The 21,902-nt window shown below is 74.1% G+C and carries 26 protein-coding genes and 1 pseudogene; 24 read left to right on the forward strand and 3 right to left on the reverse strand.

From position 1 onward, the window contains the following. Positions 1 to 87: 87 nt before the first annotated feature. From hisD to hisF, 8 genes and pseudogenes are all read left to right on the forward strand, one after another. Positions 88 to 1,395 carry a histidinol dehydrogenase gene (gene hisD, locus ACIOHG_RS06660; RefSeq protein WP_400946139.1) on the forward strand — a complete coding sequence of 436 codons (1,308 nt, stop codon included), beginning with the start codon at positions 88 to 90 and terminating at the stop codon, positions 1,393 to 1,395. Further along, a pseudogene (locus tag ACIOHG_RS06665) lies at positions 1,392 to 2,486 on the forward strand (histidinol-phosphate transaminase); the annotation flags it as partial. The gene hisD and the pseudogene ACIOHG_RS06665, both read left to right, overlap by 4 nt. 12 nt (positions 2,487 to 2,498) lie before the next feature. Continuing rightward, on the forward strand, positions 2,499 to 3,092 hold the full coding sequence (gene hisB / locus ACIOHG_RS06670) for an imidazoleglycerol-phosphate dehydratase HisB (RefSeq protein ID WP_400946690.1): 594 nt from the start codon (positions 2,499 to 2,501) through the stop codon (positions 3,090 to 3,092). Further along, positions 3,092 to 3,235 (forward strand): hypothetical protein, encoded by a 144-nt coding sequence (locus ACIOHG_RS06675; protein WP_400688326.1) that lies wholly within the window; start codon positions 3,092 to 3,094, stop codon positions 3,233 to 3,235. The genes hisB and ACIOHG_RS06675 overlap by 1 nt, the downstream gene beginning before the upstream one ends. A gap of 12 nt (positions 3,236 to 3,247) precedes the next feature. Next, positions 3,248 to 3,883 (forward strand): imidazole glycerol phosphate synthase subunit HisH, encoded by a 636-nt coding sequence (gene hisH, locus ACIOHG_RS06680; RefSeq protein ID WP_400946142.1) that lies wholly within the window; start codon positions 3,248 to 3,250, stop codon positions 3,881 to 3,883. Between the two features lie 32 nt (positions 3,884 to 3,915). Continuing rightward, on the forward strand, positions 3,916 to 4,644 hold the full coding sequence (gene priA / locus ACIOHG_RS06685) for a bifunctional 1-(5-phosphoribosyl)-5-((5-phosphoribosylamino)methylideneamino)imidazole-4-carboxamide isomerase/phosphoribosylanthranilate isomerase PriA (RefSeq protein ID WP_400946144.1): 729 nt from the start codon (positions 3,916 to 3,918) through the stop codon (positions 4,642 to 4,644). Further along, positions 4,641 to 5,117, forward strand: a complete 477-nt coding sequence (locus ACIOHG_RS06690; RefSeq protein WP_400946147.1) for a Rid family hydrolase — start codon at positions 4,641 to 4,643, stop codon at positions 5,115 to 5,117. The genes priA and ACIOHG_RS06690 overlap by 4 nt, the downstream gene beginning before the upstream one ends. Beyond that, positions 5,114 to 5,884 (forward strand): imidazole glycerol phosphate synthase subunit HisF, encoded by a 771-nt coding sequence (gene hisF, locus ACIOHG_RS06695; RefSeq protein WP_400946149.1) that lies wholly within the window; start codon positions 5,114 to 5,116, stop codon positions 5,882 to 5,884. The genes ACIOHG_RS06690 and hisF overlap by 4 nt, the downstream gene beginning before the upstream one ends. A gap of 19 nt (positions 5,885 to 5,903) precedes the next feature. On the opposite strand, the gene ACIOHG_RS06700 is transcribed toward hisF, so the two are convergent. The 3 genes from ACIOHG_RS06700 to ACIOHG_RS06710 all read right to left on the reverse strand — a co-directional run bounded on the left by ACIOHG_RS06700 (position 5,904) and on the right by ACIOHG_RS06710 (position 7,953). Next, positions 5,904 to 6,689 carry a VOC family protein gene (locus tag ACIOHG_RS06700; protein WP_400946152.1) on the reverse strand — a complete coding sequence of 262 codons (786 nt, stop codon included), beginning with the start codon at positions 6,687 to 6,689 and terminating at the stop codon, positions 5,904 to 5,906. Between the two features lie 86 nt (positions 6,690 to 6,775). Next, positions 6,776 to 7,414, reverse strand: a complete 639-nt coding sequence (locus ACIOHG_RS06705) for a TIGR03085 family metal-binding protein (RefSeq protein ID WP_400946154.1) — start codon at positions 7,412 to 7,414, stop codon at positions 6,776 to 6,778. A 32-nt stretch (positions 7,415 to 7,446) separates the two neighbouring features. Continuing rightward, a complete protein-coding gene (locus ACIOHG_RS06710; protein ID WP_400946156.1) occupies positions 7,447 to 7,953 on the reverse strand; it encodes a hypothetical protein in 507 nt (168 codons plus the stop codon). A 144-nt stretch (positions 7,954 to 8,097) separates the two neighbouring features. Between ACIOHG_RS06710 and ACIOHG_RS06715 the strand changes: the two genes are divergently transcribed. From ACIOHG_RS06715 to ACIOHG_RS06790, 16 genes are all read left to right on the forward strand, one after another. Beyond that, positions 8,098 to 8,412, forward strand: coding sequence for a hypothetical protein (locus ACIOHG_RS06715; RefSeq protein WP_400946158.1), 315 nt, complete (start codon positions 8,098 to 8,100; stop codon positions 8,410 to 8,412). Further along, positions 8,412 to 10,073: a WXG100 family type VII secretion target gene (locus tag ACIOHG_RS06720; protein ID WP_400946161.1), complete on the forward strand. Its 1,662-nt coding sequence runs from the start codon at positions 8,412 to 8,414 to the stop codon at positions 10,071 to 10,073. Before ACIOHG_RS06715 ends, ACIOHG_RS06720 begins: the two co-directional genes overlap by 1 nt. Positions 10,074 to 10,208: 135 nt before the next feature. Then, positions 10,209 to 10,592 carry a phosphoribosyl-AMP cyclohydrolase gene (gene hisI / locus ACIOHG_RS06725; RefSeq protein WP_400946163.1) on the forward strand — a complete coding sequence of 128 codons (384 nt, stop codon included), beginning with the start codon at positions 10,209 to 10,211 and terminating at the stop codon, positions 10,590 to 10,592. Between the two features lie 42 nt (positions 10,593 to 10,634). Further along, the gene (locus tag ACIOHG_RS06730) at positions 10,635 to 12,140 is read left to right on the forward strand and encodes an anthranilate synthase component I (RefSeq protein ID WP_400946165.1); all 1,506 of its coding nucleotides are present in this window, start codon (positions 10,635 to 10,637) and stop codon (positions 12,138 to 12,140) included. Positions 12,141 to 12,902: 762 nt separating this feature from the next. Then, complete coding sequence (locus ACIOHG_RS06735) at positions 12,903 to 13,490, forward strand: TIGR02234 family membrane protein (protein WP_400946166.1); 588 nt, start codon at positions 12,903 to 12,905, stop codon at positions 13,488 to 13,490. Between the two features lie 131 nt (positions 13,491 to 13,621). Then, a complete protein-coding gene (locus ACIOHG_RS06740; RefSeq protein WP_400946169.1) occupies positions 13,622 to 13,870 on the forward strand; it encodes an HGxxPAAW family protein in 249 nt (82 codons plus the stop codon). Between the two features lie 109 nt (positions 13,871 to 13,979). Continuing rightward, a complete protein-coding gene (locus ACIOHG_RS06745; protein ID WP_400946171.1) occupies positions 13,980 to 14,504 on the forward strand; it encodes a DUF2752 domain-containing protein in 525 nt (174 codons plus the stop codon). A gap of 166 nt (positions 14,505 to 14,670) precedes the next feature. After that, positions 14,671 to 15,483, forward strand: a complete 813-nt coding sequence (gene trpC, locus ACIOHG_RS06750) for an indole-3-glycerol phosphate synthase TrpC (RefSeq protein WP_400710477.1) — start codon at positions 14,671 to 14,673, stop codon at positions 15,481 to 15,483. An 8-nt stretch (positions 15,484 to 15,491) separates the two neighbouring features. Then, positions 15,492 to 15,641, forward strand: a complete 150-nt coding sequence (trpM, locus tag ACIOHG_RS06755; RefSeq protein WP_400946173.1) for a tryptophan biosynthesis modulator TrpM — start codon at positions 15,492 to 15,494, stop codon at positions 15,639 to 15,641. Between the two features lie 55 nt (positions 15,642 to 15,696). Beyond that, positions 15,697 to 16,926 (forward strand): tryptophan synthase subunit beta, encoded by a 1,230-nt coding sequence (trpB, locus tag ACIOHG_RS06760; protein ID WP_400946175.1) that lies wholly within the window; start codon positions 15,697 to 15,699, stop codon positions 16,924 to 16,926. Position 16,927: 1 nt separating this feature from the next. Then, positions 16,928 to 17,737, forward strand: a complete 810-nt coding sequence (gene trpA, locus ACIOHG_RS06765) for a tryptophan synthase subunit alpha (protein ID WP_400946177.1) — start codon at positions 16,928 to 16,930, stop codon at positions 17,735 to 17,737. 175 nt (positions 17,738 to 17,912) lie between these two features. Then, on the forward strand, positions 17,913 to 18,113 hold the full coding sequence (locus ACIOHG_RS06770; RefSeq protein WP_400946179.1) for a hypothetical protein: 201 nt from the start codon (positions 17,913 to 17,915) through the stop codon (positions 18,111 to 18,113). A gap of 130 nt (positions 18,114 to 18,243) precedes the next feature. Next, positions 18,244 to 18,756 carry a MauE/DoxX family redox-associated membrane protein gene (locus ACIOHG_RS06775; protein WP_400946180.1) on the forward strand — a complete coding sequence of 171 codons (513 nt, stop codon included), beginning with the start codon at positions 18,244 to 18,246 and terminating at the stop codon, positions 18,754 to 18,756. A 95-nt stretch (positions 18,757 to 18,851) separates the two neighbouring features. Then, positions 18,852 to 19,709 (forward strand): DsbA family protein, encoded by an 858-nt coding sequence (locus ACIOHG_RS06780; RefSeq protein ID WP_400946183.1) that lies wholly within the window; start codon positions 18,852 to 18,854, stop codon positions 19,707 to 19,709. Positions 19,710 to 19,790: 81 nt separating this feature from the next. Further along, positions 19,791 to 20,765 (forward strand): prolipoprotein diacylglyceryl transferase, encoded by a 975-nt coding sequence (gene lgt, locus ACIOHG_RS06785; RefSeq protein WP_400946185.1) that lies wholly within the window; start codon positions 19,791 to 19,793, stop codon positions 20,763 to 20,765. Between the two features lie 198 nt (positions 20,766 to 20,963). Continuing rightward, positions 20,964 to 21,704 (forward strand): VIT1/CCC1 transporter family protein, encoded by a 741-nt coding sequence (locus tag ACIOHG_RS06790; protein ID WP_400946187.1) that lies wholly within the window; start codon positions 20,964 to 20,966, stop codon positions 21,702 to 21,704. Positions 21,705 to 21,902: the final 198 nt, after the last annotated feature.

Below are 21,902 nucleotides of genomic sequence, written 5' to 3' on the forward strand. Positions count from 1 at the left end.
CATGATGATCTTGAATCCGTCTCACCTTTCGTATCACGGACTGAAATGCCCGGCTGCCGCTTTTCACCACTCCTTACACTTGGCGCTGTGATCTCTCGAATCGACCTCCGCGGCTCCTCCACGGACCCGCGAGACGTGCTGCCCCGTGCCGAGTTCGACGTCGAGGCCGCCCTGGAGAAGGTGCGGCCGATCGCGGAGGACGTCCGCCATCGCGGGGTCGCGGCGCTGATCGAGATCACCGAGCGCTTCGACGGCGTCCGGCTGGAGTCGACCCGCGTCCCGGCCGAGCAGCTCGCCGAGGCGCTGGAGCAGCTGGACCCGAAGGTCCGCGCCGCGCTGGAGGAGTCGATCCGCCGGGCCCGCGCCGTGCACGGCGACCAGCGCCGGGTCGGCCACACCACCCGGGTGGTGCCCGGCGGTACCGTCACCCAGCGCTGGGTGCCGGTCGACCGGGTCGGCCTGTACGTGCCCGGCGGCCTCGCGGTCTACCCGTCCTCCGTGGTGATGAACGTGGTGCCCGCCCAGGAGGCCGGGGTGGCCGGCATCGCCGTCACCTCGCCGCCGCAGAAGGCGTTCGGCGGCCGGGTCCACCCGACCATCCTGGCGGCCTGCGCGCTGCTCGGCGTGGACGAGGTGTACGCGGTCGGCGGCGCCCAGGCGGTGGCGATGTTCGCGCTCGGCACCGAGGAGTGCGCGCCCGTCAACCTGGTCACCGGCCCCGGCAACATCTACGTCGCCGCCGCCAAGCGCCTGTTCGCGGGCCGGATCGGCATCGACTCGGAGGCCGGTCCGACCGAGATCATGGTGCTCGCCGACGACACGGCGGACGCCGCCGAGGTCGCCGCCGACCTGATCAGCCAGGCCGAGCACGGCCCGACCTCCGGCTCGGTGCTGGTCACCGCCTCCCCGCTGCTGGCCGACGCCGTCGAGGCCGAGCTGAAGACCCAGGTCGCCCGGACCAGGCACAGCGAGCGGGTGGCCGAGGCGCTGGGCGGCCCGCAGTCCGGCATCATCCTGGTCGACGGCCTGGAGCAGGGCCTGGCCGTGGTCAACGCCTACGCCGCCGAGCACCTGGAGATCCAGACCGCCGAGCCGCACGCCGTCTCCGAGCGGGTCCGCAACGCGGGCGCGATCTTCCTCGGCCGCTACACGCCCGTCTCGCTGGGCGACTACGCGGCCGGTTCCAACCACGTGCTCCCCACCGGCGGCTGCGCCTGCCACTCCTCCGGCCTGTCCGTGCAGACCTTCCTGCGCGGCGTCCAGGTCGTCGAGTACGACCGCGAGGCGCTGGCCGGGATCGCCGCGCACGTGGTCAACCTGTCCGAGGCCGAGGACCTGCCCGGTCACGGCGACGCTGTGAAGGCTCGATTCGACTGGACGGTTCCCGGCACGTGACGAAGATCGACGACCTCCCCGTCCGCGACGAGCTGCGCGGCCAATCGCCCTACGGCGCACCGCAGTTGGACGTCCCCGTCCAGCTCAACACCAACGAGAACCCGTACCCGCTGCCCGAGCCGCTGGTGGCCCGGATCGCCGAGCGGGTCGCCGAGGCCGCCCGCCACCTCAACCGCTACCCGGACCGGGACGCGGTCGAGCTGCGCACCGGCCTGGCGACGTACCTGAGCGACACCACCGGGTACGCCGTCGGCACCGAGCAGGTCTGGGCCGCCAACGGCTCCAACGAGGTGCTCCAGCAGCTGCTGCAGACCTTCGGCGGGCCCGGCCGCACCGCGATCGGCTTCGAACCCTCGTACTCGATGCACGCCCTGATCGCCCGCGGCACCGGCACCGAGTGGGTCTCCGGCCCGCGCAACGCCGACTTCACCATCGACCTGGACGCCGCCCGCGCCGCGATCGCCGAGCTGCGTCCGAACGTGGTGTTCGTCTGCTCGCCGAACAACCCGACCGGCACCGCCGTCGCGGCCGAGACCGTGCTCGCGCTGTACGAGGCCGCGCAGGCCGCCGGGCCGAGCATGGTGGTGGTCGACGAGGCGTACGTCGAGTTCTCGCACCGCGCCTCGCTGCTGCCGCTGCTCGAAGGCCGCCCCCACCTGGTGATCAGCCGCACCATGTCGAAGGCGTTCGGCGCGGCCGGGCTGCGGCTCGGCTACCTCGCCGCCGACCCGGCCGTGGTGGACGCCGTCCAGCTGGTCCGGCTGCCCTACCACCTGTCGGCCGTCACCCAGGCCACCGCGCTCGCCTGCCTGGAGCACACCGACACGCTGCTCGGCTACGTGGCACAGCTGAAGGCCGAGCGCGACCGGGTGGTGCTCGCGCTGCGCGAACTGGGCCTCGACGTGACCGACTCCGACGCCAACTTCATCCAGTTCGGTCGCTTCGCCGACACCCACGCGGTGTGGCAGGCGATCCTCGACCAGGGCGTGCTGATCCGCGACAACGGCGTGCCCGGCCGGCTGCGCGTCACCGCCGGCACCCCCGCCGAGAACGACGCCTTCCTCAGCGCCGTGTCGCAAGCAACCAAGGAGCTGCAACCCCGAATGTCCCGCATCGGCCGCGTCGAACGCACCACCAAGGAGACCTCCGTCCTGGTCGAGATCGACCTCGACGGCACCGGCAGGACGGAGGTCTCCACGGGCGTCGGGTTCTACGACCACATGCTCGACCAGCTCGGCCGCCACGGCCTCTTCGACCTCACCGTCAAGACCGAGGGCGACCTGCACATCGACACCCACCACACCATCGAGGACACCGCCCTCGCGCTCGGCGCCGCCTTCAAGCAGGCGCTCGGCGACAAGGTCGGCATCTACCGGTTCGGCAACTGCACCGTCCCGCTGGACGAGTCGCTCGCCCAGGTCACCGTCGACCTCTCCGGCCGCCCGTACCTGGTGCACACCGAGCCGGAGCACATGGCCCCGATGATCGGCGCCTACGACACCACGATGACCCGGCACATCCTGGAGTCCTTCGTCGCCCAGGCGCAGATCGCGCTGCACGTGCACGTGCCCTACGGCCGCAACGCGCACCACATCGTCGAGTGCCAGTTCAAGGCGCTCGCCCGGGCGCTGCGCTACGCCTCCGAGCGCGACCCGCGCGCCGCCGGCATCCTTCCCTCCACCAAGGGCGCGCTCTGATGGCCACGCTGCTGATCGTCCTCGGGCTGTTCTTCGCGGGCGGCGTCTGGTCGTTCTGGAAGCAGAAGCTGCCCAAGGGCGTCGTCCTCGTCCTCGCCTTCGCCTCGGCCATGTGCCTGGCCGCCGGCATCATGCGCCTCTAGGAGACCCCTCACATGGCCAAGAACGTCGTGGTGCTGGACTACGGCTCCGGCAACCTGCGCTCCGCCCAGCGCGCCGTCGAGCGCACCGGCGCCACCGTCACCGTCACCTCGAACTTCCAGCAGGCGCTGGACGCCGACGGCCTGCTGGTCCCCGGCGTCGGTGCCTTCGAGGCCTGCATGCGCGGCCTGAAGGCGGTCCGCGGCGAGCAGGTGATCGGCCGCCGGCTGGCCGGCGGCCGCCCCGTGCTGGGCATCTGCGTCGGCATGCAGATCCTGTTCGAGAAGGGCGTCGAGCACGGCGTCGAGACCGCCGGCTGCGACGAGTGGCCCGGCGTGGTCGAGCCGCTGGACGCGCCGGTCGTCCCGCACATGGGCTGGAACACCGTCGACGCGCCCGAAGGCACCCGGATGTTCGCCGGGATGGACGCCGACACCCGGTTCTACTTCGTGCACTCCTACGGCGTCCGGCACTGGGTGCTGGAGACCCACTCGGAGAAGATCCGCGCCCCCAAGGTGGCCTGGGCCACCCACGGGCAGCCGTTCGTCGCCGCCGTGGAGAACGGCCCGCTCTGGGCCACCCAGTTCCACCCCGAGAAGTCCGGCGACGCCGGCGCCGCCCTGCTGACCAACTGGGTCGACACCCTCTGACGCCCCTCTGACGACTGAGAGTCCTCCACACCATGACCAACCGCCTCGAACTGCTGCCCGCCGTCGACGTCCGCGACGGCCAGGCGGTCCGCCTGGTCAAGGGCGCCTCCGGCACCGAGACCTCCTTCGGCGAACCGCTGGCCGCCGCCCTGGCCTGGCAGAACGCCGGCGCCGAGTGGCTGCACCTGGTCGACCTGGACGCCGCCTTCGGCACCGGCAGCAACCGCGAGCTGCTCCGCGAGGTCACCGGCCGCCTCGACATCAAGGTCGAGCTGTCCGGCGGCATCCGCGACGACGAGTCGCTGGCCGCCGCCCTCGCCACCGGCTGCACCCGGGTCAACCTCGGCACCGCCGCCCTGGAGGCCCCCGAGTGGGTCGCCAAGGTCATCGCCGAGCACGGCGACCAGATCGCCGTCGGCCTCGACGTGGTCGGCACCACCCTGCGCGGCCGCGGCTGGACCCGCGACGGCGGCCAGCTCTACGACGTGCTGGCCCGCCTCGACGCCGAGGGCTGCGCCCGCTACGTGGTCACCGACGTCAACCGGGACGGCACCCTGACCGGCCCCAACCTCCAGCTGCTGCGCGACGTCTGCGCCGCCACCGACCGGCCCGTGGTCGCCTCCGGCGGCGTGTCCTCGCTCGACGACCTGCGGGCCATCGCCACCCTGGTGCCGGCGGGAGTCGAGGGCTCGATCGTGGGGAAGGCGCTCTACGAGCAGAAGTTCACCCTCGAAGAGGCCCTGGAGGCTGTGTCCCGATGACCGACGAAACCCCGGCCGCCACCCCCGCCCGCAGCGCCGCACCGTCCCCCGCCGAGGACCGCTACGGCTCCTCCCGGGCGGTGGCGGCCGGGGACTTCGTCCTGGTCGCGGGCTGCACCGCCCGCCGCCCCGACGGCGTGCTCGACCACGAGGGCGACCCGTACGGGCAGACCGTCGCCGCCTTCGCCGCGGCCCTCGACGCCCTCGCCGAGCACGGCCTCGGCGCCGCCGACGTGGTCCGCACCCGGATCTACCTCACCCACCTCCGGGACCGCGACGAGGCCGCCCGCGCCCACCAGGAACTCTTCGCCGCCGTCCGGCCCGTCACCACCGTGGTCGTGGTCCAGGCCCTGACCGACTCCCGGACGATGGTCGAGGTCGAGGTCGACGCCCACCGCGCCCGCCCGGCCGACAGCTCGACCCGCACGCCGGACCGCACCTCGGACCGCATTTCGGAAGGCACCCAGCCGTGACACTCGCCGTACGCGTCATCCCCTGCCTCGACGTGGACGCCGGACGCGTCGTCAAGGGCGTCAACTTCCAGAACCTGCGCGACGCCGGCGACCCCGTCGAACTCGCCAAGCTCTACGACGCCCAGGGCGCCGACGAGTTGACCTTCCTCGACATCACCGCCTCCTCCGGCTCCCGGGAGACCACCTACGAGGTGGTCCGCCGCACCGCCGAGCAGGTCTTCATCCCGCTCACCGTCGGCGGCGGTGTCCGCGCCGTCGAGGACGTCGACCGGCTGCTCCGGGCCGGCGCCGACAAGGTCGGCGTCAACACCGCCGCGATCGCCCGCCCCGAGCTGGTCCGCGAGATCGCGCAGCGCTTCGGCCGCCAGGTCCTGGTCCTCTCGGTCGACGCCCGCCGCTGCCCCGAGGGCACCGAGACCGCCTCCGGCTTCGAGGTCACCACCCACGGCGGCCGCCGCGGCACCGGCCTGGACGCGATCGAGTGGGCGGTGCGCGCCGCCGAACTCGGCGCCGGCGAGATCCTGCTCAACTCGATGGACGCCGACGGCACCAAGGACGGCTACGACCTGGAGCTGATCCGGGCCGCCCGCAAGGCCGTCTCCGTCCCCGTCATCGCCTCCGGCGGCGCCGGCAAGCTCGCCGACTTCGCCCCCGCGGTCGACGCCGGCGCCGACGCCGTCCTGGCCGCCAGCGTCTTCCACTTCGGCGACCTGACCATCGGCCAGGTCAAGGACGAGCTCCGCGCCACCGGGCACCCCGTCCGCTGAGCCGCCCCGCCCCGCCGTCTCAGCCGCGGCGGGGCTCCGGTTCCAGGACGGCGAACTGGGCGCCGAACGGGTCCGCCAGGACCGCGATCCGGCCCACCGTGGGGACCGGCTCCGGCGGGACCAGGACGCTGCCGCCGGAGCGGCGGACCTGATCGGTGGTCAGCAGCGCGTCCGCGACCGCGAAGTGCAGCAGCCAGCCCACGTCCACCCGCGGGTGCACGCCCGCCACCCCGCCGAACGAGGCCGCGAACTCGTCCGCGCCCTCCGCCGTCCGCAGCACCGTGTACGCCGTGTCCGGCACGCCGCTGTCCCGGGTCCGCCAGTCGAACAGCCCCTGGTAGAACCGGAGCGCGCCCGCCGCGTCAGGCGTGTGCAACTCGGCCCAGCACAGCGCGCCCACCTCGCCCACCGCGTCCAGGCCGACCGTTCCGCCCGGCTCCCAGACCGCGAACCGGCCGCCCGCCGGGTCGGTCAGCTGCGCGAACCGCCCCTGCCCCGGCACCTCCGAGGCCGGGACCCGCACCGTGCCGCCGGCCCGCTCCGCCCCGGCGGCGGCCGCCGCCGCGTCCGCCGTCCGGAAGTACACCGTCCAGGCGGGCAGCGCCGCCTCCTCGGTCAGCGGACCGGCCGCCGCCACCGTCCGGCCCGCCAGCCGGAAGTACCCGTAGCCGCCCGCCTCCGGGCCGCCCGCTGGGTCGAACGACCAGCCGAACACCGCGCCGTAGAACAGCGCCGACTCGGCGACGTCCGGACTGCCGAGATCGATCCAGCTCGGCGAACCGGGCCAATACGCGGTGCTCACCATGCGCGCACGCTCCTGAGGGAGAACGGGAAACCGGGGTGCCGCCAGGCTGGCACACCACCGGCCCCGCCCGGCCGCCCGACGCGCCGTCAGGCCGCCGGCAGCGGCAGCACGTGGGCCAGCGCCTCCACCGCGCCCGGCTCGCCCTCCGCCACCACCGCGGCCCGCGCGCCCCGCCCGTACAGGAACAGCACCAGCTCGCCCGGCCCGCCCGTCACCGTCACCACCGGCGCCCCCTTCCGACGCACCGTCACCTCCCGGCCGTCCGGGTGCACCAGCCGCAACGAGACCGGCGACCGGGCGTCACCGAACCGGGCCACCATCGGCACCCGCTTCCACAGCGCCTCCGCCAACTCCCCGTCCAGCGGTTCCGGTTCGAACTCCACCGCCCGCCGCACGTCCTCCGCGTGGACGAAGAACTCCACCAGGTTCGCCGCCCCGTCCACCCCCGGCAGATTGAACGGCGACCAGGCCGGCGGCCCCGACCGGAACGACTTCACCAACTCCCCGAACGGCCGCTCCGCCGCCCTCCCCTGCACCCGCTCCGTCCAGCCCGCCAGCCCCCGCACCCGGATCCCCGCCGCCGCGTCCGGCCGCCCCTCCCGCACCACCAGGTGCGCCGCCAGATCCCGCACCGCCCACCCCGCACACAACGTGGCCCCCTCCGGCCCCGCCCCCACCATCAACCCGCTCAACCGGGCCCGCTCACGCTCCACAAGACTCACCATGCCCCCACCCTACGGGCGGGGTGGGGCCGCTTTCAGCGGAGCTGAGTGCTGGGGTGCGGCCCCTTGGGCCACTGGGAGAACGTCACGGTGCAGTTCACGTCCCGGTATCCCTCGTTGTAGAAGCCCATGAGCGGGCCGATCGGGTTGTTGAAGTACGGGCCACCGCCGTTCTGCCGCTTCTCCACCTCTTCCACGACAGGCTTGCAGAGTTGCACCAAGGTCCGGCCGAGCGTGGTGTTGTCCGTCAGCCCCTCCGGGAGCTTGATGGCCGCCACGGTCTGGGCGTCGTGCGGCTGGTCGCATGGGACGACCGTGTAGTCCTTGACGTCGCTGTACGACGGGATCAGGAAGCAGGTGTTCACCGGATAGAACGGATATGGGTACGTCTTGGTCGGGGTCGGTGAAGGTGTCGGGGAGGCGCTGGGGGGAGGGGGTGGAGGGGCGGCGGCCGGGTGGTGGGGGTCCGGCCAGAGGAGGACGGTGGCGGCGGTGACGGCCGCGGCGGCGGATGCGAGGAGTGCCTTCTGGCGACGAGTCATGTCAACCCCCTGGATTCGTGGCCATTCTGCTGGGGCGGCGGGGGGTGCGTCAGCCCTTCCGGGAGATCTGTTTGCGAAGCCTTTGCGTGATGATCAGTACGATGACCGGCCTGTTGCGTGGTCATCTGAGGAAGGGCAACTGGCATGGGGGACAGCGGGTTTCGGGTGCAGCCCGAAACACTCGACCGGTATTCGGCGCTGCTGGCGGAACAGGCGGAGCTGCTGGAGCGGATAGCCGCCGCGACGGCGGCGATCAGCATCTCGTCGGACGCGTTCGGCCACCTGCCGAACGCCCAGCACCTGGCGTCGGCGTACCAGGAGCACGCGAGCGCGAGCCGGGAGAACCTGGGCGGGCTGGGACGGGCGGTGCACGGGACGTCGCAGGGGCTGACCGGGGTGGCGCAGAACTACGCGGAGAACGAGCAGTACCTGGGCGGCACGATGGGCGGTGGCCGCTGATGGGCCGGCACGGTTCCTCGCACGGCGGCAGCTCCGGCGGCTCGCACGGTTCGTCCGGCGGCTCGCACACGCCGTCCACCCACACCCCGCCGCCGCAGCACGCGCCGGCCCCGGCTCCGGCCCCGTCGCACCCGCAGCAGCCGTCGCACCCGCAGCAGCCGGGCCACCCGGCGAACCCGACCCACCCGGCGAACCCGACCCACCCGACGAATCCGGCGCAGCCCGCGCACCCGGCCGATCCGGCGACCGGCGACGCGGGCGGCGACGCCCCCGCGGACCCGCGGACCGGCTGGTTCGGCGGGAAGCTGCAGGAGGCCGGGTCCGCGGCGGCCGGGAAGCTGGGGGAGCGGGCCGGCGACTGGGTCGGCGACAAGGTCTTCGGCCCGGCCGACCCCGAGGGCGGCGCGGAGTCCGGCGGCGCGGAGTCCGGCGGCGAGCAGTCCGGCGCCGAGGAGCCCGGTGGCGAGCAGTCCGGTGGCGAGGAGCCCGGCGGCGCGGCGGAGGGCGCCGCCGAGGGGATCGGCACCGGCGCCGCCCTGGGCCGGGCCGTCGGCGGGTTCGTCGGGACGGCGCCGATGCCGTACCCGGCCGGGACCGGCGGTCTCGGGCCGGTGGCCGACCCGCTGGGCGGCAGCGACGCCTACGCCTGGGCGCACGCCCAGGTGCAGCGGGAGATGGAGGCGCTGGCCCCCGCCGCGCACCCGGACCGGGACGGCCTCGGCGGGATGCTCGACGAGGCGGTCGAGTACGCGCTGGAGCAGTCCGGCCTGATCGAGATGCTGGAGAAGGTCACCGGCAACCTCGCGGAGCTGAACGCGGCGGCCGAGGAGTGGCAGGCCCAGGCGGCCGCGGTGCACTCGGTCGCGAGGGAGGTCCGCTCGGGCGCGGTGCCGCTCGCGGAGGACTGGGCGGGCAGCGCGAGCGACGCGTTCGGCGGCCACATGGGCGAGGTCGCGGACGCGCTCGACCAGACCGCGGACGGGATGCTGGAGACCGCGCGGATCATCAACTCGGCGGCGCAGGAGTGCGCGACGGCCGAGGGCATGGTCGTGCAGATCATCAGCGAGGCGATCGAGGCGCTGATCGTCTCGCTGGCCGCGGAGGCGGTGATCGCGGTGGTGACGGCGGGCATCGGCCTGATCGCGGATGCTCTGCTGACCGAGGCGGAGATTGCCGTCTTCGTCGCCCGGGTCGGCCGGGTCTCGACCCAACTGGCCGAGAAGCTGGAGGAGTTGCTTCAGGCACTGAAGCAGCTGGGCAGCGCGGTCAAGGCGGTCCGGAACATCGACACGGCGCGCAAGGCGCTGACCGAGCTGAAGAACGTCAAGACCGCCGTCCAGGGCCTGCGGGAGCTGGAGGAGGGCGAGGGCATGGCCGCGAAGGCGGCCAAGTTCGCCGACGGCCAGGTCACCGACCACGTCCGGTCGGCCTTCGACGACGCGATCGGCGCGGGCGACGACGGCGTCGAGCACGGCGACGGCACGGTGAAGGGCACCCTCAAGGCGGCCGGTCAGTCCGCCTGGGGAGCGGCCAAGGAGGGGCTGAAGAGCGACACCAACAAGGAGGCCGTGAAGCAGGAGCTGCTGCACGACCTCGGCCTGGCGAACGACCCGGCGCCGTACCGGGTGGACGAGTCGCGGATCGCCACCGCCTTCGGCTGATCCCGGGCCCCATGCCCCGACGGGCCGGCAGCCGGACCATCCGACCGCCGGCCCGTCCCGCCGTCCGGACGATCCGACCGCTGGCCCGTCCCGTCGTCCGGACAGCGCCCCGGCGGACCCCGGCGGCCTGCGAGAATGGGCCGCATGTCGACCAACCCCGCCGCCCCCGGCAGCACCGCCCTGGACCCGGCGATCGCCGCCCGCCTCAAGCGCACCCCGGACGGCCTGCTGCCCGCCGTCGCCCAGCAGTACGACACCGGCGAGGTGCTGATGCTCGGCTGGATGGACGACGAGGCGCTGCACCGCACGCTGACCACCGGCCGCTGCACGTACTGGAGCCGCAGCCGCAACGAGTACTGGGTGAAGGGCGACACCTCGGGGCACGTCCAGCACGTCAAGCAGGTTGCGCTGGACTGCGACGGCGACACCCTGCTGGTCAAGGTCGACCAGGTCGGCGCGGCCTGCCACACCGGTGACCGGACCTGCTTCGACGCCGACGTGCTGCCGCTCGCCCAGTAGCCTTTCCCCGACCAGCCCGCCCTCTCATCCGATCGGTGTCCCATGGAACTTGAGGCTTTCCGCACGCTCGCCGCCGACACCCGGGTCATCCCCGTCACCCGCAGGCTCCTCGCGGACGGCCTCACCCCGATCGGCGTGTACCGCAGCCTCGCCGCCGAGCGGCCCGGCACCTTCCTGCTGGAGTCCGCCGAGCAGGGCCGCAGCTGGGCCCGGTACTCCTTCGTCGGGGTGCGCTCCGGCGCGGTCCTGACGGTCGGTCAGGACGGCGGCGCCCGCTGGCTGGGCGAGCCGCCGGTCGGCATCCCCACCACCGGCGACCCGCTGGAGGTGCTGCGCGCCACGCTGACCGCGCTGCACACCCCCCGCCGCCCGGACGACGGCCTGCCGCCGCTCACCGGCGGCCTGGTCGGCTACCTCGGCTACGACGTGGTGCGCCGCCTGGAGAAGCTGCCGGACCTCACCCCGGACGACCTGAAGCTGCCCGAGCTGACGCTGCTGCTCGCCACCGACCTCGCCGTCCTCGACCACGTCGACGGCACCGTGCTGCTGATCGCCAACGCGGTCAACCACAACGACCTGGCCACCGGGGTCGACGAGGCGTACGCGGACGCCGTCGCCCGGCTCGACGCGATGGAGGCGGACCTGCGCCGCCCCGTCGACCCGGGCCTGGCCACGTACACCCCGACCGCCGTCGACGCGCACTCGCCGTTCGGCGGCGAGCCGTACCGCAAGGCCGTCGAGGTGGTGAAGGAGCGGATCCGGGCCGGCGAGGCGTTCCAGGTCGTCCCCTCGCAGCGCTTCGAGGCGCCCTGCCCGGCCTCCGCGCTCGACGTCTACCGGGTGCTGCGCACCACCAACCCCAGCCCGTACATGTACCTGTTCCGCTTCCCCGGGCCGGACGGCGGCGCGGCGGGCGGCTTCGACGTGGTCGGCTCCAGCCCGGAGGCGCTGGTCAAGGTGACCGGCGGCGAGGCGATGCTGCACCCGATCGCCGGCACCCGGCACCGCGGGGCGACCGCGCACGAGGACGCCGAGCTGGCGGCCGAACTGCTCGCCGACCCCAAGGAGCGGGCCGAGCACCTGATGCTGGTCGACCTGGGCCGCAACGACCTCGGACGGGTCTGCGCACCCGGCTCGGTCGAGGTGGTCGAGTTCATGACGGTCGAGCGCTACAGCCACGTCATGCACATCGTCTCCACCGTCACCGGCAAGGTCGCCGAAGGCCGCAGCGCCTTCGACGTGCTCACCGCGTGCTTCCCGGCCGGCACGCTCTCCGGCGCGCCCAAGCCGCGCGCCATGCAGATCATCGAAGAACTCGAACCCACCCGCCGCGGCCTCTACGGCGGCTGCGTCGGCTACCTCGACTTCGCCGGCGACTCCGACACCGCCATCGCCATCCGCACCGCCGTCATCCGCGACCGCACCGCCTATGTCCAGGCCGGTGCGGGCGTGGTCGCCGACTCCGACCCGCACTCCGAGGACACCGAGTGCCGCAACAAGGCCGCCGCCGTCCTCCGCGCCGTGGCCACCGCCAACACCCTGCACTGACCCCCGCCGACATCCGGCCGCAGACCCCCGCGCGCTGCCGGGCCGGAACGTTTGCCCGCTGCGCGGGGCGTGGGGCGGCTGTTCTCCTGCCCGGCTCCGCCGCCCCGCCGGAGGCGCTCTGCTGCCCGGCTCCGCGGAGGCGTTCGGGTGCCGGTGTCCGGGGGCCTTGGATGCCCGCTGCGCGGGGGCGTGGGGCGCTCGGCTCCGCCGCCCCGCCGGAGGCGTTCTCCGGCCCGGCCCCGCGGGTCCCCGGCCGGAGGCGTTCGGGTGCCGGTGTCCGGGGGCCTCGGATGCCCGCTGCGCGGAGGCGTGGGACGGCTGTTCTTCTGCTCGGCTCCGCCGCCCTGCCGGAGGCGTTCTCCGGCCCGGCCCCGCCGGTCCCCCCGCCGGAGGCGCTCTGCTGCTCGGCTTCGCGGGTCCCCGGCCGGAGGCGTTCGGGTGCCGGTGTCCGGGGGCCTCGGATGCCCGCTGCGCGGAGGCGTGGGACGGGTGTTCTCTGGCCCGGCTCCGCCGTCCCGCCGGAGGCGTTCTCCGGCCCGGCCCCGCCGGAGGCGTTCTGCTGCTCGGCTTCGCGGGTCTCCCGCCGGAGGCGTTCGGGTGCCGGTGTCCGGGGCCTTGGATGCCCGCTGCGCGGGGCGGGTGTTCTCCTCTTTCCTGTCCGGCCTCCGCAGGTCCCCCTGCCGGAGGCGTTCGGGTGCTGGTGCCCGGGGGTGGCGGAGGGGCGGTGGGTGGGGCGGGTGTTCGGTCGGGGACACTGGGGGGGTGAGTGAGACCTCCGCTGTTCCGAAGTCCCGGCGCACGCTCGGGACGATGCTGTTGCTGACCGCGCTGGGGGCCGGGCTGGTGCTGACCTCGATGGGGCGGACCTGGGCGGAGGGGGTGGCGCCCGGGATGGGGGGCGGGCGGGTCGCGGTGAGTGCGACCGGGAGCCGGCTGACGGCGCTGCCGACGGGGATGGCGCTGGTGGCGATGGCGGCGGCGGTCGCCGTGTTCGCGGTGCGCGGCCGGGCCCGGGTACTGGTGGGCGGGCTGACGGTGCTGGCGGGTGCGGGCGCGGTCGTCGGCGCCCTGGTCGGGTGGACCGACACGGCCGGGCTGCACGCCGTCGCGGCCGGTCAGCTCGCCCTGAGCAGCGGCCGCGCCGAGGAGATCACCCGGACGGCGTGGCCGTGGGTCGCGCTGGCCGGCGGCCTGCTGCTGGCGGCGGCCGGCGCGCTGACGGTGCGTTTCGGCGCGGGCTGGCCGGCCATGGGGTCGCGGTACGAGGCGCCGACCCGGCGGGCGACGCCGGGCAGCGGTCCGGCGGACCTGTGGAAGGCGCTGGACCGGGGCGAGGACCCGACCGGCTGACTGTGGGCGGGGCCACGGCCGCCCCGGCTTGGGGGTGCCGTGTTCGGCCCGGCACAATGGAGGGGTCAACCCGTCGAGCGCCGCCCAGGACCGCCCGAGCGGGCCCCGGAGAAACAAGGAGCACCAAAAAGATGGCTGCAGCAGCGCACGGCCACACCCCCGCCGCGTGGACCGGAGTGGTCATTGCCTTCGTCGGCTTCTGCGTGTCCGGCGTCGCCATGATCATCCCGAACGTGGTGCTGGTGATCGCGGGTTTCGCCGTGGTCCTGATCGGTGGCGTGGTCGGCAAGGCGATGTCGATGGCGGGCATGGGCAAGCAGCCCAGCAAGAACTTCGCCCCGCTGCCCGCCGAGGAGCGCAGCGCGGTCACCGCGGGCTGACCGGGCGGATCGACGAGGACGGCGGGCCGCGGCCCGCCGTTCGGCGTTTCCGGACGAACCGGCGGCGGTATGGTCCCGTCCCGGCCGGACCCGGGGCACAATCGTGCCCGTGAACGCTCCCGCCGCCCCCCAGCCGGTCCCGCCCCGCCCCGCCGGGCCCCCGGACTCGACCGGGCTCACGGACTCGACCGGGCCCAAGGCCCCGACCAGCCCCGCGGGCCCCGCCGCCGCGCTGCGCCGCCTGGTCCGCCCGCTGGCCGCGCTGGCGGCGGTCGCGCTGCCCGCGGCGTTCGTCGCGGCGGTGGACCCGAACACGCCCGGCCACTACCCGGTCTGCCCGCTGCTGCGGGCGACGGGCTGGTGGTGCCCGGGCTGCGGGGGGCTGCGCTGCGTGCACGCGCTGACGCACGGCGAGCTGCTGACGGCCGCGCACGACAACCTGCTGGTGACGCTGGCGGCGTTCGCCGCGCTGGCGCTGTGGGCCCGCTGGGCGGTCCTGGCGGCGCGCGGGCGGCCCGCGCCGGGGTGGCGGATCACCGGCCGGCAGGCGGCGGTGCTGGTCACGGTGCTGGTGGTGTTCGCGGTGGTGCGCAACCTGCCGGTGGGCGCGCTGCTGGCGCCGCCGGCGGTCTGAGCGCGCGCCGGGCGGTCCGCTGGGCGAGACGCGCGCCGGACGGATGCGGAACGCGCCCCCCGCTCCCGATACCATCGAGGTGCCGGGCCGGTTCGGTCCGCCCGGCGCACCAACGCAGCAGGCCGCACCCGCGGAACGACCTGCGGAACACGATGGGGGCGCACGCGTGACTGTGCTCGACGAGATCATCGACGGGGTCCGGGAGGACCTCGCCGAGCGACAGGCCCGGGTCTCCCTGGACGAGCTCAAGGAGCTCGCCGCGAAGGCGCCCGAGGCGAAGGACGGCGTGGCCGCGCTGCGCGGCGACGGCGTCCGGGTGATCTGCGAGGTCAAGCGCTCCAGCCCGTCCAAGGGCGCGCTGGCGGCGATCGCCGACCCGGCCGCGCTGGCGGTCGACTACGCGGCCGGCGGCGCCGCCGCGATCAGCGTGCTCACCGAGCAGCGCCGCTTCGGCGGCTCGCTGGCGGACCTGGACGCGGTCCGCGCGGCGGTCGACACCCCGGTCCTGCGCAAGGACTTCATCGTCACCGCGTACCAGCTCTGGGAGGCCCGCGCGCACGGCGCGGACCTGGCGCTGCTGATCGTGGCCGCGCTGGAGCAGCCGGCCCTGGTCTCGCTGATCGAGCGGGCCGAGTCGATCGGGCTGACCCCGCTGGTCGAGGTGCACGACGAGGAGGAGATCGCCCGCGCGGTGGACGCCGGCGCGCGGATCATCGGCGTCAACGCCCGCAACCTGAAGACCCTGGAGGTCGACCGGAACACCTTCGGCAACGTGGTGGACGCCATCCCGGCGCACGTCGTGAAGGTCGCCGAGTCGGGGGTGCGCGGGCCGCACGACCTGATCACCTACGCCAACCAGGGCGCCGACGCGGTGCTGGTCGGCGAGTCCCTGGTGACCGGCCGGGACCCGCGGGCCGCGGTCGCCGACCTGGTCGCCGCCGGGGCGCACCCGGCGCTGCGCAACAACGGGCGGGGCTGACCCCCGCCATGACGATCGCCGCCCGCCTCGCCCCCGGCTGCCGCCCGCGCGGCTGCCGCGCGCCCGCCCGCCGGGTGCTGGGGCGGCGGGTGCGCTACGTGATCGGCTGCGAGCCCGGACAGGTCCCCGGACGTCGATGGCACGGAACCCGCGGCTGAACCACGCCGCCCGTTCCACCTTTCCTGCCGTCACCTTCCAGACAGAGGACGAGTCATGTCCGAGCTCCACCTTCCGGGTACCCAAGTCCCGGACACTCGCGGCTACTTCGGCGCCTACGGCGGCCGCTTCATCCCGGAGGCGCTGGTCGCCGCGGTCGAGCAGGTCGCCGAGGAGTACGAGAAGGCGAAGGCCGACCCGGCGTTCGCCGCCGAACTGGACGCCCTGCTCAAGGACTACACCGGCCGGCCCAGCGCGCTCACCGACGTCCACCGGTTCTCCGCGGAGGCCGGCGGGGCGCGGGTCCTGCTCAAGCGCGAGGACCTGAACCACACCGGCTCGCACAAGATCAACAACGTGCTGGGCCAGGCGCTGCTGACCCGCCGGATGGGCAAGACCCGGATCATCGCCGAGACCGGCGCCGGCCAGCACGGCGTGGCCACCGCCACCGCCTGCGCGCTGTTCGGCTTCGACTGCACCATCTACATGGGCGAGGTCGACACCCAGCGGCAGGCGCTGAACGTGGCCCGGATGCGGATGCTGGGCGCCGAGGTGATCCCGGTGAAGTCCGGCAGCCGCACTCTGAAGGACGCCATCAACGAGGCGTTCCGGGACTGGGTCGCCAACGTCGACTCCACCCACTACCTGTTCGGCACCGTCGCGGGCCCGCACCCGTTCCCGATGATGGTCCGCGACTTCCACCGGGTGATCGGCGTCGAGGCCCGGCAGCAGGTGCTGGACCGCACCGGGCGGCTCCCGGACGCGGTGGTCGCCTGCGTCGGCGGCGGCTCCAACGCGATGGGCATCTTCCACGAGTTCATCCCGGACGAGGGCGTCCGCCTGATCGGCTGCGAGGCGGCCGGCGAGGGCGCCGAGACCCCGAAGCACGCCGCCACCCTGACCAAGGGCGACCCGGGCGTGCTGCACGGCTCGCGCACCTACGTGCTGCAGGACGAGGACGGCCAGACCATCGAGTCGCACTCGATCTCGGCCGGCCTGGACTACCCGGGCGTCGGCCCGGAGCACGCCTGGCTGAAGGACACCGGACGGGCCGAGTACCGCCCGGTCACCGATGCCCAGGCGATGGCGGCGCTGCGGCTGCTGTCCCGCACCGAGGGCATCATCCCGGCCATCGAGTCCGCGCACGCGCTGGCCGGTGCGCTCGAACTCGGCCGCGAGCTGGGCCCGGAGGCGACGATCCTGGTGTCGCTGTCGGGCCGCGGCGACAAGGACATGCACACCGCCGCCGAGTACTTCGGCCTCTACGACGCCGAGGGGACCAACTGACATGGCCGACACCAAGCTCACCACCGCCCTGCGCGCCGCGAAGGCCGAGGGCCGGGCGGCCCTGATCGGCTACCTCCCGGCCGGCTTCCCGACCGTGGACGGCGGCATCGCCGCGATCGACGCCCTGATCGAGGGCGGCTGCGACGTCGTCGAGATCGGCCTGCCGCACTCCGACCCGGTGCTGGACGGCCCGGTCATCCAGACCGCGGACGACATCGCGCTGCGCGGCGGCGTGAAGATCAAGGACGTGCTGCGCACCGTCGCCGAGGTCGCGGCCGCCCACCCGGCCGTCCCGGTCCTGGTGATGACGTACTGGAACCCGGTCGACCGCTACGGCACCGCCCGGTTCGCCGCCGACCTGGCGGCGGCCGGGGGAGCGGGCTGCATCCTGCCCGACCTGCCGGTCGAGGAGTCCGCGGAGTGGCGCAAGGCCGCCGCCGAACTCGGCCTGGACACCGTGTTCGTGGTCGCGCCGTCCTCCAAGGACCCGCGGCTGGCCGAGGTCACCGCGGCCGGCTCCGGCTTCGTGTACGCGGCCGCCGTCATGGGCGTCACCGGCACCCGGGCCGCCGTCGGCGACCTCGCCGAGGACCTGGTCGCCCGCACCCGGGCCACCACCGACCTGCCGGTCTGCGTCGGCCTCGGCGTCTCGAACGCCGACCAGGCCGCCCAGGTGGCGTCCTTCGCGGACGGCGTGATCGTCGGCTCCGCGTTCGTCCAGCGCCTGCTGGACGCCGGCACCCCGGAGGCGGGCACCGCCGCCGTCCGGGCGCTCGCCGCCGACCTGGCCGAGGGCGTCCGCCGGAAGTAGCGCACCCTTGCCCGAACGGGGCCCCGACCGTGCACCGGTCGGGGCCCCGTTCGGCGTTCTCCCGCACCGCCGGACGGCTGCTCACCGGTACGGGTGAAATCCCGGGCGCCGGGCCACCCGTGGCGGTCCGCCCCCGTTGACCGGGAGGGCGGTTCGTCGGCGGAAGGAGAGCCGGATGGTGCGGGTGCAGCGGTCGGTGCTGGCGCGGGCCGCCGCGGCCGGGCTGGCGCTCGGCGTGGCGTTCGCCGGAAGCTCCGGGGTGGAGCGGGAGTTGGCCAGGCGCGGGGCGGAGCGGGCCCAGCGGGAGGCGGTGGTGTGCGCCCGACCGCCGTCCTGGGAACAGCCGGTGCCGCGCTGCGGGCCGCCCGGACGATGATCCGAAGAGTCGGACATGTGACCGCACAACGTCCCCCATAAGGCTTAACTCCCCAATGCGGAGGAACCACCCGACCTCCCCTACGGTTCATCAGGCAGCGAACGTCCGGAACACGCCCGAGGGGGATCTGATGGCCAGTCAGCACGCCGACCGCGGCCGGGTGAACGGCCTGCGGCGGGTGTGGGACGGCCCGGCCGCCGAGTGGATCGGGCTGGCGGTCCGGCTGGGCCTGGCCGTGGTGTGGGGCTGGGCGGGCCTGGCGAAGGTCTCCGACCCGGCCGAGGCGGCCCAGGCCGTGCGGGCCTACGAGATCCTGCCCGAGTCGCTGGTGAAGCCGGTCGGCTGGGGCCTGCCGTTCCTCGAACTGGCGCTGGCCGTCCTGCTGGTGCTGGGCCTGGGCGTGCGGATCGTGGCGGTGGTCTCCGCCGTGCTGCTGCTGGTCTTCATCGCCGGCATCTCCTCCGCCTGGGCGCGCGGCATCTCGATCGACTGCGGCTGCTTCGGCGGCGGCGGCGCGGTGGACGAGTCGAAGACCGAGTACCTGCAGGAGATCCTGCGCGACTCCGGCTTCCTGCTGCTGTCGGCGTGGCTGGTGCTGCGCCCCCGCACCAAGCTCTCGCTGGACGCCTGGCTGGCCGCCTGACCCGCCAACTCCCCTTCCAGCGGCGCCGTTCCGACCGGCGCCGCCCCGACCAGAGCCGCCCCCGGACCGGCCCGAGCACCGATGAGCGACGAGACATGAGCGACAAGAACCGAGAAGGCAAGCGCAACGCCCGCGAGCGGATGCAGGAGGTCCGGGCCGCCGAGGAGGCCAAGGCCCGGCGGAACAAGAAGCTGGTGGTCGGCGGCGTGGTGGTGGTCGTGATCGCGGCGGCCGTGGGCATCGGCGTGGCGGTGCAGAACCAGCGCTCCAAGCCGGAGACCCCGACGGCCGCCCCGGCGGGCACGATCGGCGACAAGAACCTGGTCGTCCCGGTCGGCGGCTCCGACGCCCCGGCCACGCTGACGGTCTACGAGGACCCGCGCTGCCCGGCCTGCGGCAGCTTCGAGCGGAGCTTCTCGCCGACGGTCGACCAGTTGGAGGACGCCGGCAAGATCTACGTCAACTACCACCTGGTCTCGTTCATCGACCGCTCGCTCGGCGGCAGCGGCTCCAAGTACGGGGCGAACGCGCTGGCCTGCGCACAGGACGCCGGGCACTTCCGCGACTACCACGACGTGCTGTACCGCAACCAGCCCGACGAGACCGAGGACACCTTCGGCACCAAGCAGACCCTGATCGACCTGGCCAAGCAGGTCCCGGGCCTGGACACGCCGGCCTTCCAGTCCTGCGTGAAGGACAACAAGTTCTCCGGCTGGGTCTCCGCCGTCCAGCAGGACTTCGACAAGTCCAGCTACAAGTCGACCCCGACGGTGCTGCTCAACGGCCAGCCGGTGTACCCGAAGAAGGGCGAGGAGCAGATCACCCCGGAGAACCTGGTGAAGTGGGTCGACGAGGCCAACCAGGGCAAGAAGCTCGGCACCCCCGGCTCGCACGGCCAGAGCCCGGCGCCGTCCTCGACCGCCGGCGAGTCGAACACCCCGCCGTCCCCCTGACACCCGCCGGGAGGAGTGACGCTACCGTGACCCGCTCCGGTGCCGGTGCGGCGGGCGGGACACGGTAGCGTCGGGCTTGCCATGGAACTCGCATACATCCCGAGCCCGTCGCGGGGCGTCCTCGACCTGGGGCCGATCCCGCTGCGCGCCTACGCCTTCTGCATCATCATCGGTGTCGTCGTGGCCGTGTGGCTCGGCAGCAAGCGCTGGGTCGCCCGCGGCGGCGGCAAGCACACCGTCGGCGACATCGCGGTCTGGGCGGTGCCGTTCGGCCTGGTCGGCGGCCGGCTCTACCACGTCATCACCGACAACCAGCTGTACTTCGGCGAGGGCAAGCACCCGATCGACGCGCTGAAGATCTGGCAGGGCGGCCTCGGCATCTGGGGCGCGATCGCCTTCGGCGCGGTCGGAGCCTGGATCGGCGCCCGCCGCCGCGGCGTCCCGCTGCCCGCCTACGCCGACGCGATCGCCCCCGGCATCGCGCTGGCCCAGGCCTGCGGCCGCTGGGGCAACTGGTTCAACCAGGAGCTGTACGGCCGCCCGACCACGCTGCCGTGGGGCCTGGAGATCGACAAGACCCTGCCGAACGGCGAGGTGATCAAGGGCGTCTTCCACCCGACCTTCCTGTACGAGTCGCTCTGGTGCGTGCTGGTCGCCGTCCTGGTGATCTGGGCCGACAAGCGCTTCACCCTCGGCCACGGCCGGGCGTTCTGGCTGTACGTCGCCGCCTACACGGTGGGCCGGTTCTGGACCGAGTGGCTGCGGATCGACGAGGCGCACCGCTTCTTCGGCCTCCGCCTGAACGACTGGACCGCGATCCTGGTCTTCGTCGGCGCGATCGTCGCCTTCGTCCTCACCGGCAGGCTCCGCCCCGGCCGGGAGGACCCGGACGCGATCGACCCGCAGGCCACCAAGGAGCGCGCCGAGGCCGCCGCCGCGGCGTCCGCCGAGCCCGCAGAGTCCGCCGAGCCCGCGGACGTTCCCGCAGAGGAGCCCGCAGAGACCTCCGTCGAGGCCGCGCAGAGCACCCCGAAGGACGTCGAGAAGCCGTCCTGAGCACCTGAGCAAGCGAGTCGCCCACCGCTGGGGCCGTTCCCGTCGATCCGGTCGGGGGCGGCCCCAACTGCCTTTGGGCAGGCTTACTTTGCTGGAACGCCGCAGGTGGAACGGCTAGGTTCGAAGGGCACCGGTCCACCCGAGCCCGGCCGACGCGCGGCCAGGGGGATCCGCCGTGCCCGGAAGGGGAGCCGCCGCATGAGCACCGTCACCACCGATCAGCCCACCGAGAGCCCGCAGGCCCGGATACCCGACGCCGACCACCACCGGGACGTCAACGGCGGCTGGCTGCGCCCGGCCGTGTTCGGCGCGATGGACGGCCTGGTGTCGAACTTCGCGCTGATGACCGGCGTGGTCGGCGGCGCGGCCGCCCCGGGCACCGTGGTGCTGACCGGTCTGGCCGGCCTGGCGGCGGGTGCCTTCTCGATGGCGGCCGGCGAGTACACCTCGGTGGCCTCCCAGCGCGAGCTGGTCGAGGCCGAGCTGGAGGCCGAGCGGCTGGAGCTGCGGCGCAACCCGCAGGGCGAGCTGGCCGAGCTGGCCCAGCTGTACGTGGCCAAGGGCGTCGACCCGGAGCTGGCCCGCGAGGTGGCCCGCCAGCTGTCCGCCGACCCGGAGACCACGCTGGCCGTGCACGCCCGCGAGGAGCTGGGCGTCGACCCGGACGACCTGCCCTCGCCGCTGGTCGCCGCCGCCTCCTCGTTCGGCTGCTTCGCGCTCGGCGCGCTGCTGCCGGTGCTGCCCTACCTGCTGGGCGCCACCGCGATCTGGCCGGCCGCGCTGCTGGCGGTGCTCGGCCTGTTCGCCTGCGGCGCCGTGGTGGCCCGGGTGACCGCCCGCAGCTGGTGGTACAGCGGGCTGCGGCAGCTGGTGCTGGGCGCCTCCGCGGCCGGCGTGACCTACCTGCTGGGCCGGCTGATCGGCGGGGCGGTCGGCTGACCGGCCACCCGGACGGGCCTGTACGAAAACCCATAACACTGCATGGTTATGCTGCGGAGCGAGTGATGTTCCGCACAGCGCCCAGTGGGGCCGCCTTGCCCTGGTCTCGACATCCGGTCACCGACCCGCACATTCCCACTCCGGGCCGACGGTCCACCGAGGAATCGCAGGTCGACGCCGCCGGACAAGTGCGACGGG

This window comes from Kitasatospora sp. NPDC088134, from assembly GCF_044741705.1.
Lineage (GTDB): Bacteria > Actinomycetota > Actinomycetes > Streptomycetales > Streptomycetaceae > Kitasatospora.

Bases quoted from the DNA above. Each gene is read 5' to 3' on its own strand.
- ACIOHG_RS06690 (WP_400946147.1), top strand. From the start codon at position 4,641: ATGACCGACGAAACCCCGGCCGCCACCCCCGCCCGCAGCGCCGCACCG.
- ACIOHG_RS06775 (WP_400946180.1), top strand. From the start codon at position 18,244: ATGGCCAGTCAGCACGCCGACCGCGGCCGGGTGAACGGCCTGCGGCGG.
- ACIOHG_RS06790 (WP_400946187.1), top strand. From the start codon at position 20,964: ATGAGCACCGTCACCACCGATCAGCCCACCGAGAGCCCGCAGGCCCGG.
- ACIOHG_RS06700 (WP_400946152.1), bottom strand. From the start codon at position 6,689: ATGGTGAGCACCGCGTATTGGCCCGGTTCGCCGAGCTGGATCGATCTC.
- ACIOHG_RS06715 (WP_400946158.1), top strand. From the start codon at position 8,098: ATGGGGGACAGCGGGTTTCGGGTGCAGCCCGAAACACTCGACCGGTAT.
- ACIOHG_RS06705 (WP_400946154.1), bottom strand. From the start codon at position 7,414: ATGGTGAGTCTTGTGGAGCGTGAGCGGGCCCGGTTGAGCGGGTTGATG.
- ACIOHG_RS06740 (WP_400946169.1), top strand. From the start codon at position 13,622: ATGGCTGCAGCAGCGCACGGCCACACCCCCGCCGCGTGGACCGGAGTG.
- ACIOHG_RS06675 (WP_400688326.1), top strand. From the start codon at position 3,092: ATGGCCACGCTGCTGATCGTCCTCGGGCTGTTCTTCGCGGGCGGCGTC.
- hisI (WP_400946163.1), top strand. From the start codon at position 10,209: ATGGGCCGCATGTCGACCAACCCCGCCGCCCCCGGCAGCACCGCCCTG.
- trpB (WP_400946175.1), top strand. From the start codon at position 15,697: ATGTCCGAGCTCCACCTTCCGGGTACCCAAGTCCCGGACACTCGCGGC.
- lgt (WP_400946185.1), top strand. From the start codon at position 19,791: ATGGAACTCGCATACATCCCGAGCCCGTCGCGGGGCGTCCTCGACCTG.
- hisB (WP_400946690.1), top strand. From the start codon at position 2,499: ATGTCCCGCATCGGCCGCGTCGAACGCACCACCAAGGAGACCTCCGTC.
- priA (WP_400946144.1), top strand. From the start codon at position 3,916: ATGACCAACCGCCTCGAACTGCTGCCCGCCGTCGACGTCCGCGACGGC.
- ACIOHG_RS06780 (WP_400946183.1), top strand. From the start codon at position 18,852: ATGAGCGACAAGAACCGAGAAGGCAAGCGCAACGCCCGCGAGCGGATG.
- ACIOHG_RS06710 (WP_400946156.1), bottom strand. From the start codon at position 7,953: ATGACTCGTCGCCAGAAGGCACTCCTCGCATCCGCCGCCGCGGCCGTC.
- trpA (WP_400946177.1), top strand. From the start codon at position 16,928: ATGGCCGACACCAAGCTCACCACCGCCCTGCGCGCCGCGAAGGCCGAG.
- ACIOHG_RS06720 (WP_400946161.1), top strand. From the start codon at position 8,412: ATGGGCCGGCACGGTTCCTCGCACGGCGGCAGCTCCGGCGGCTCGCAC.
- ACIOHG_RS06730 (WP_400946165.1), top strand. From the start codon at position 10,635: ATGGAACTTGAGGCTTTCCGCACGCTCGCCGCCGACACCCGGGTCATC.
- trpM (WP_400946173.1), top strand. From the start codon at position 15,492: ATGACGATCGCCGCCCGCCTCGCCCCCGGCTGCCGCCCGCGCGGCTGC.
- hisH (WP_400946142.1), top strand. From the start codon at position 3,248: ATGGCCAAGAACGTCGTGGTGCTGGACTACGGCTCCGGCAACCTGCGC.
- ACIOHG_RS06770 (WP_400946179.1), top strand. From the start codon at position 17,913: ATGGTGCGGGTGCAGCGGTCGGTGCTGGCGCGGGCCGCCGCGGCCGGG.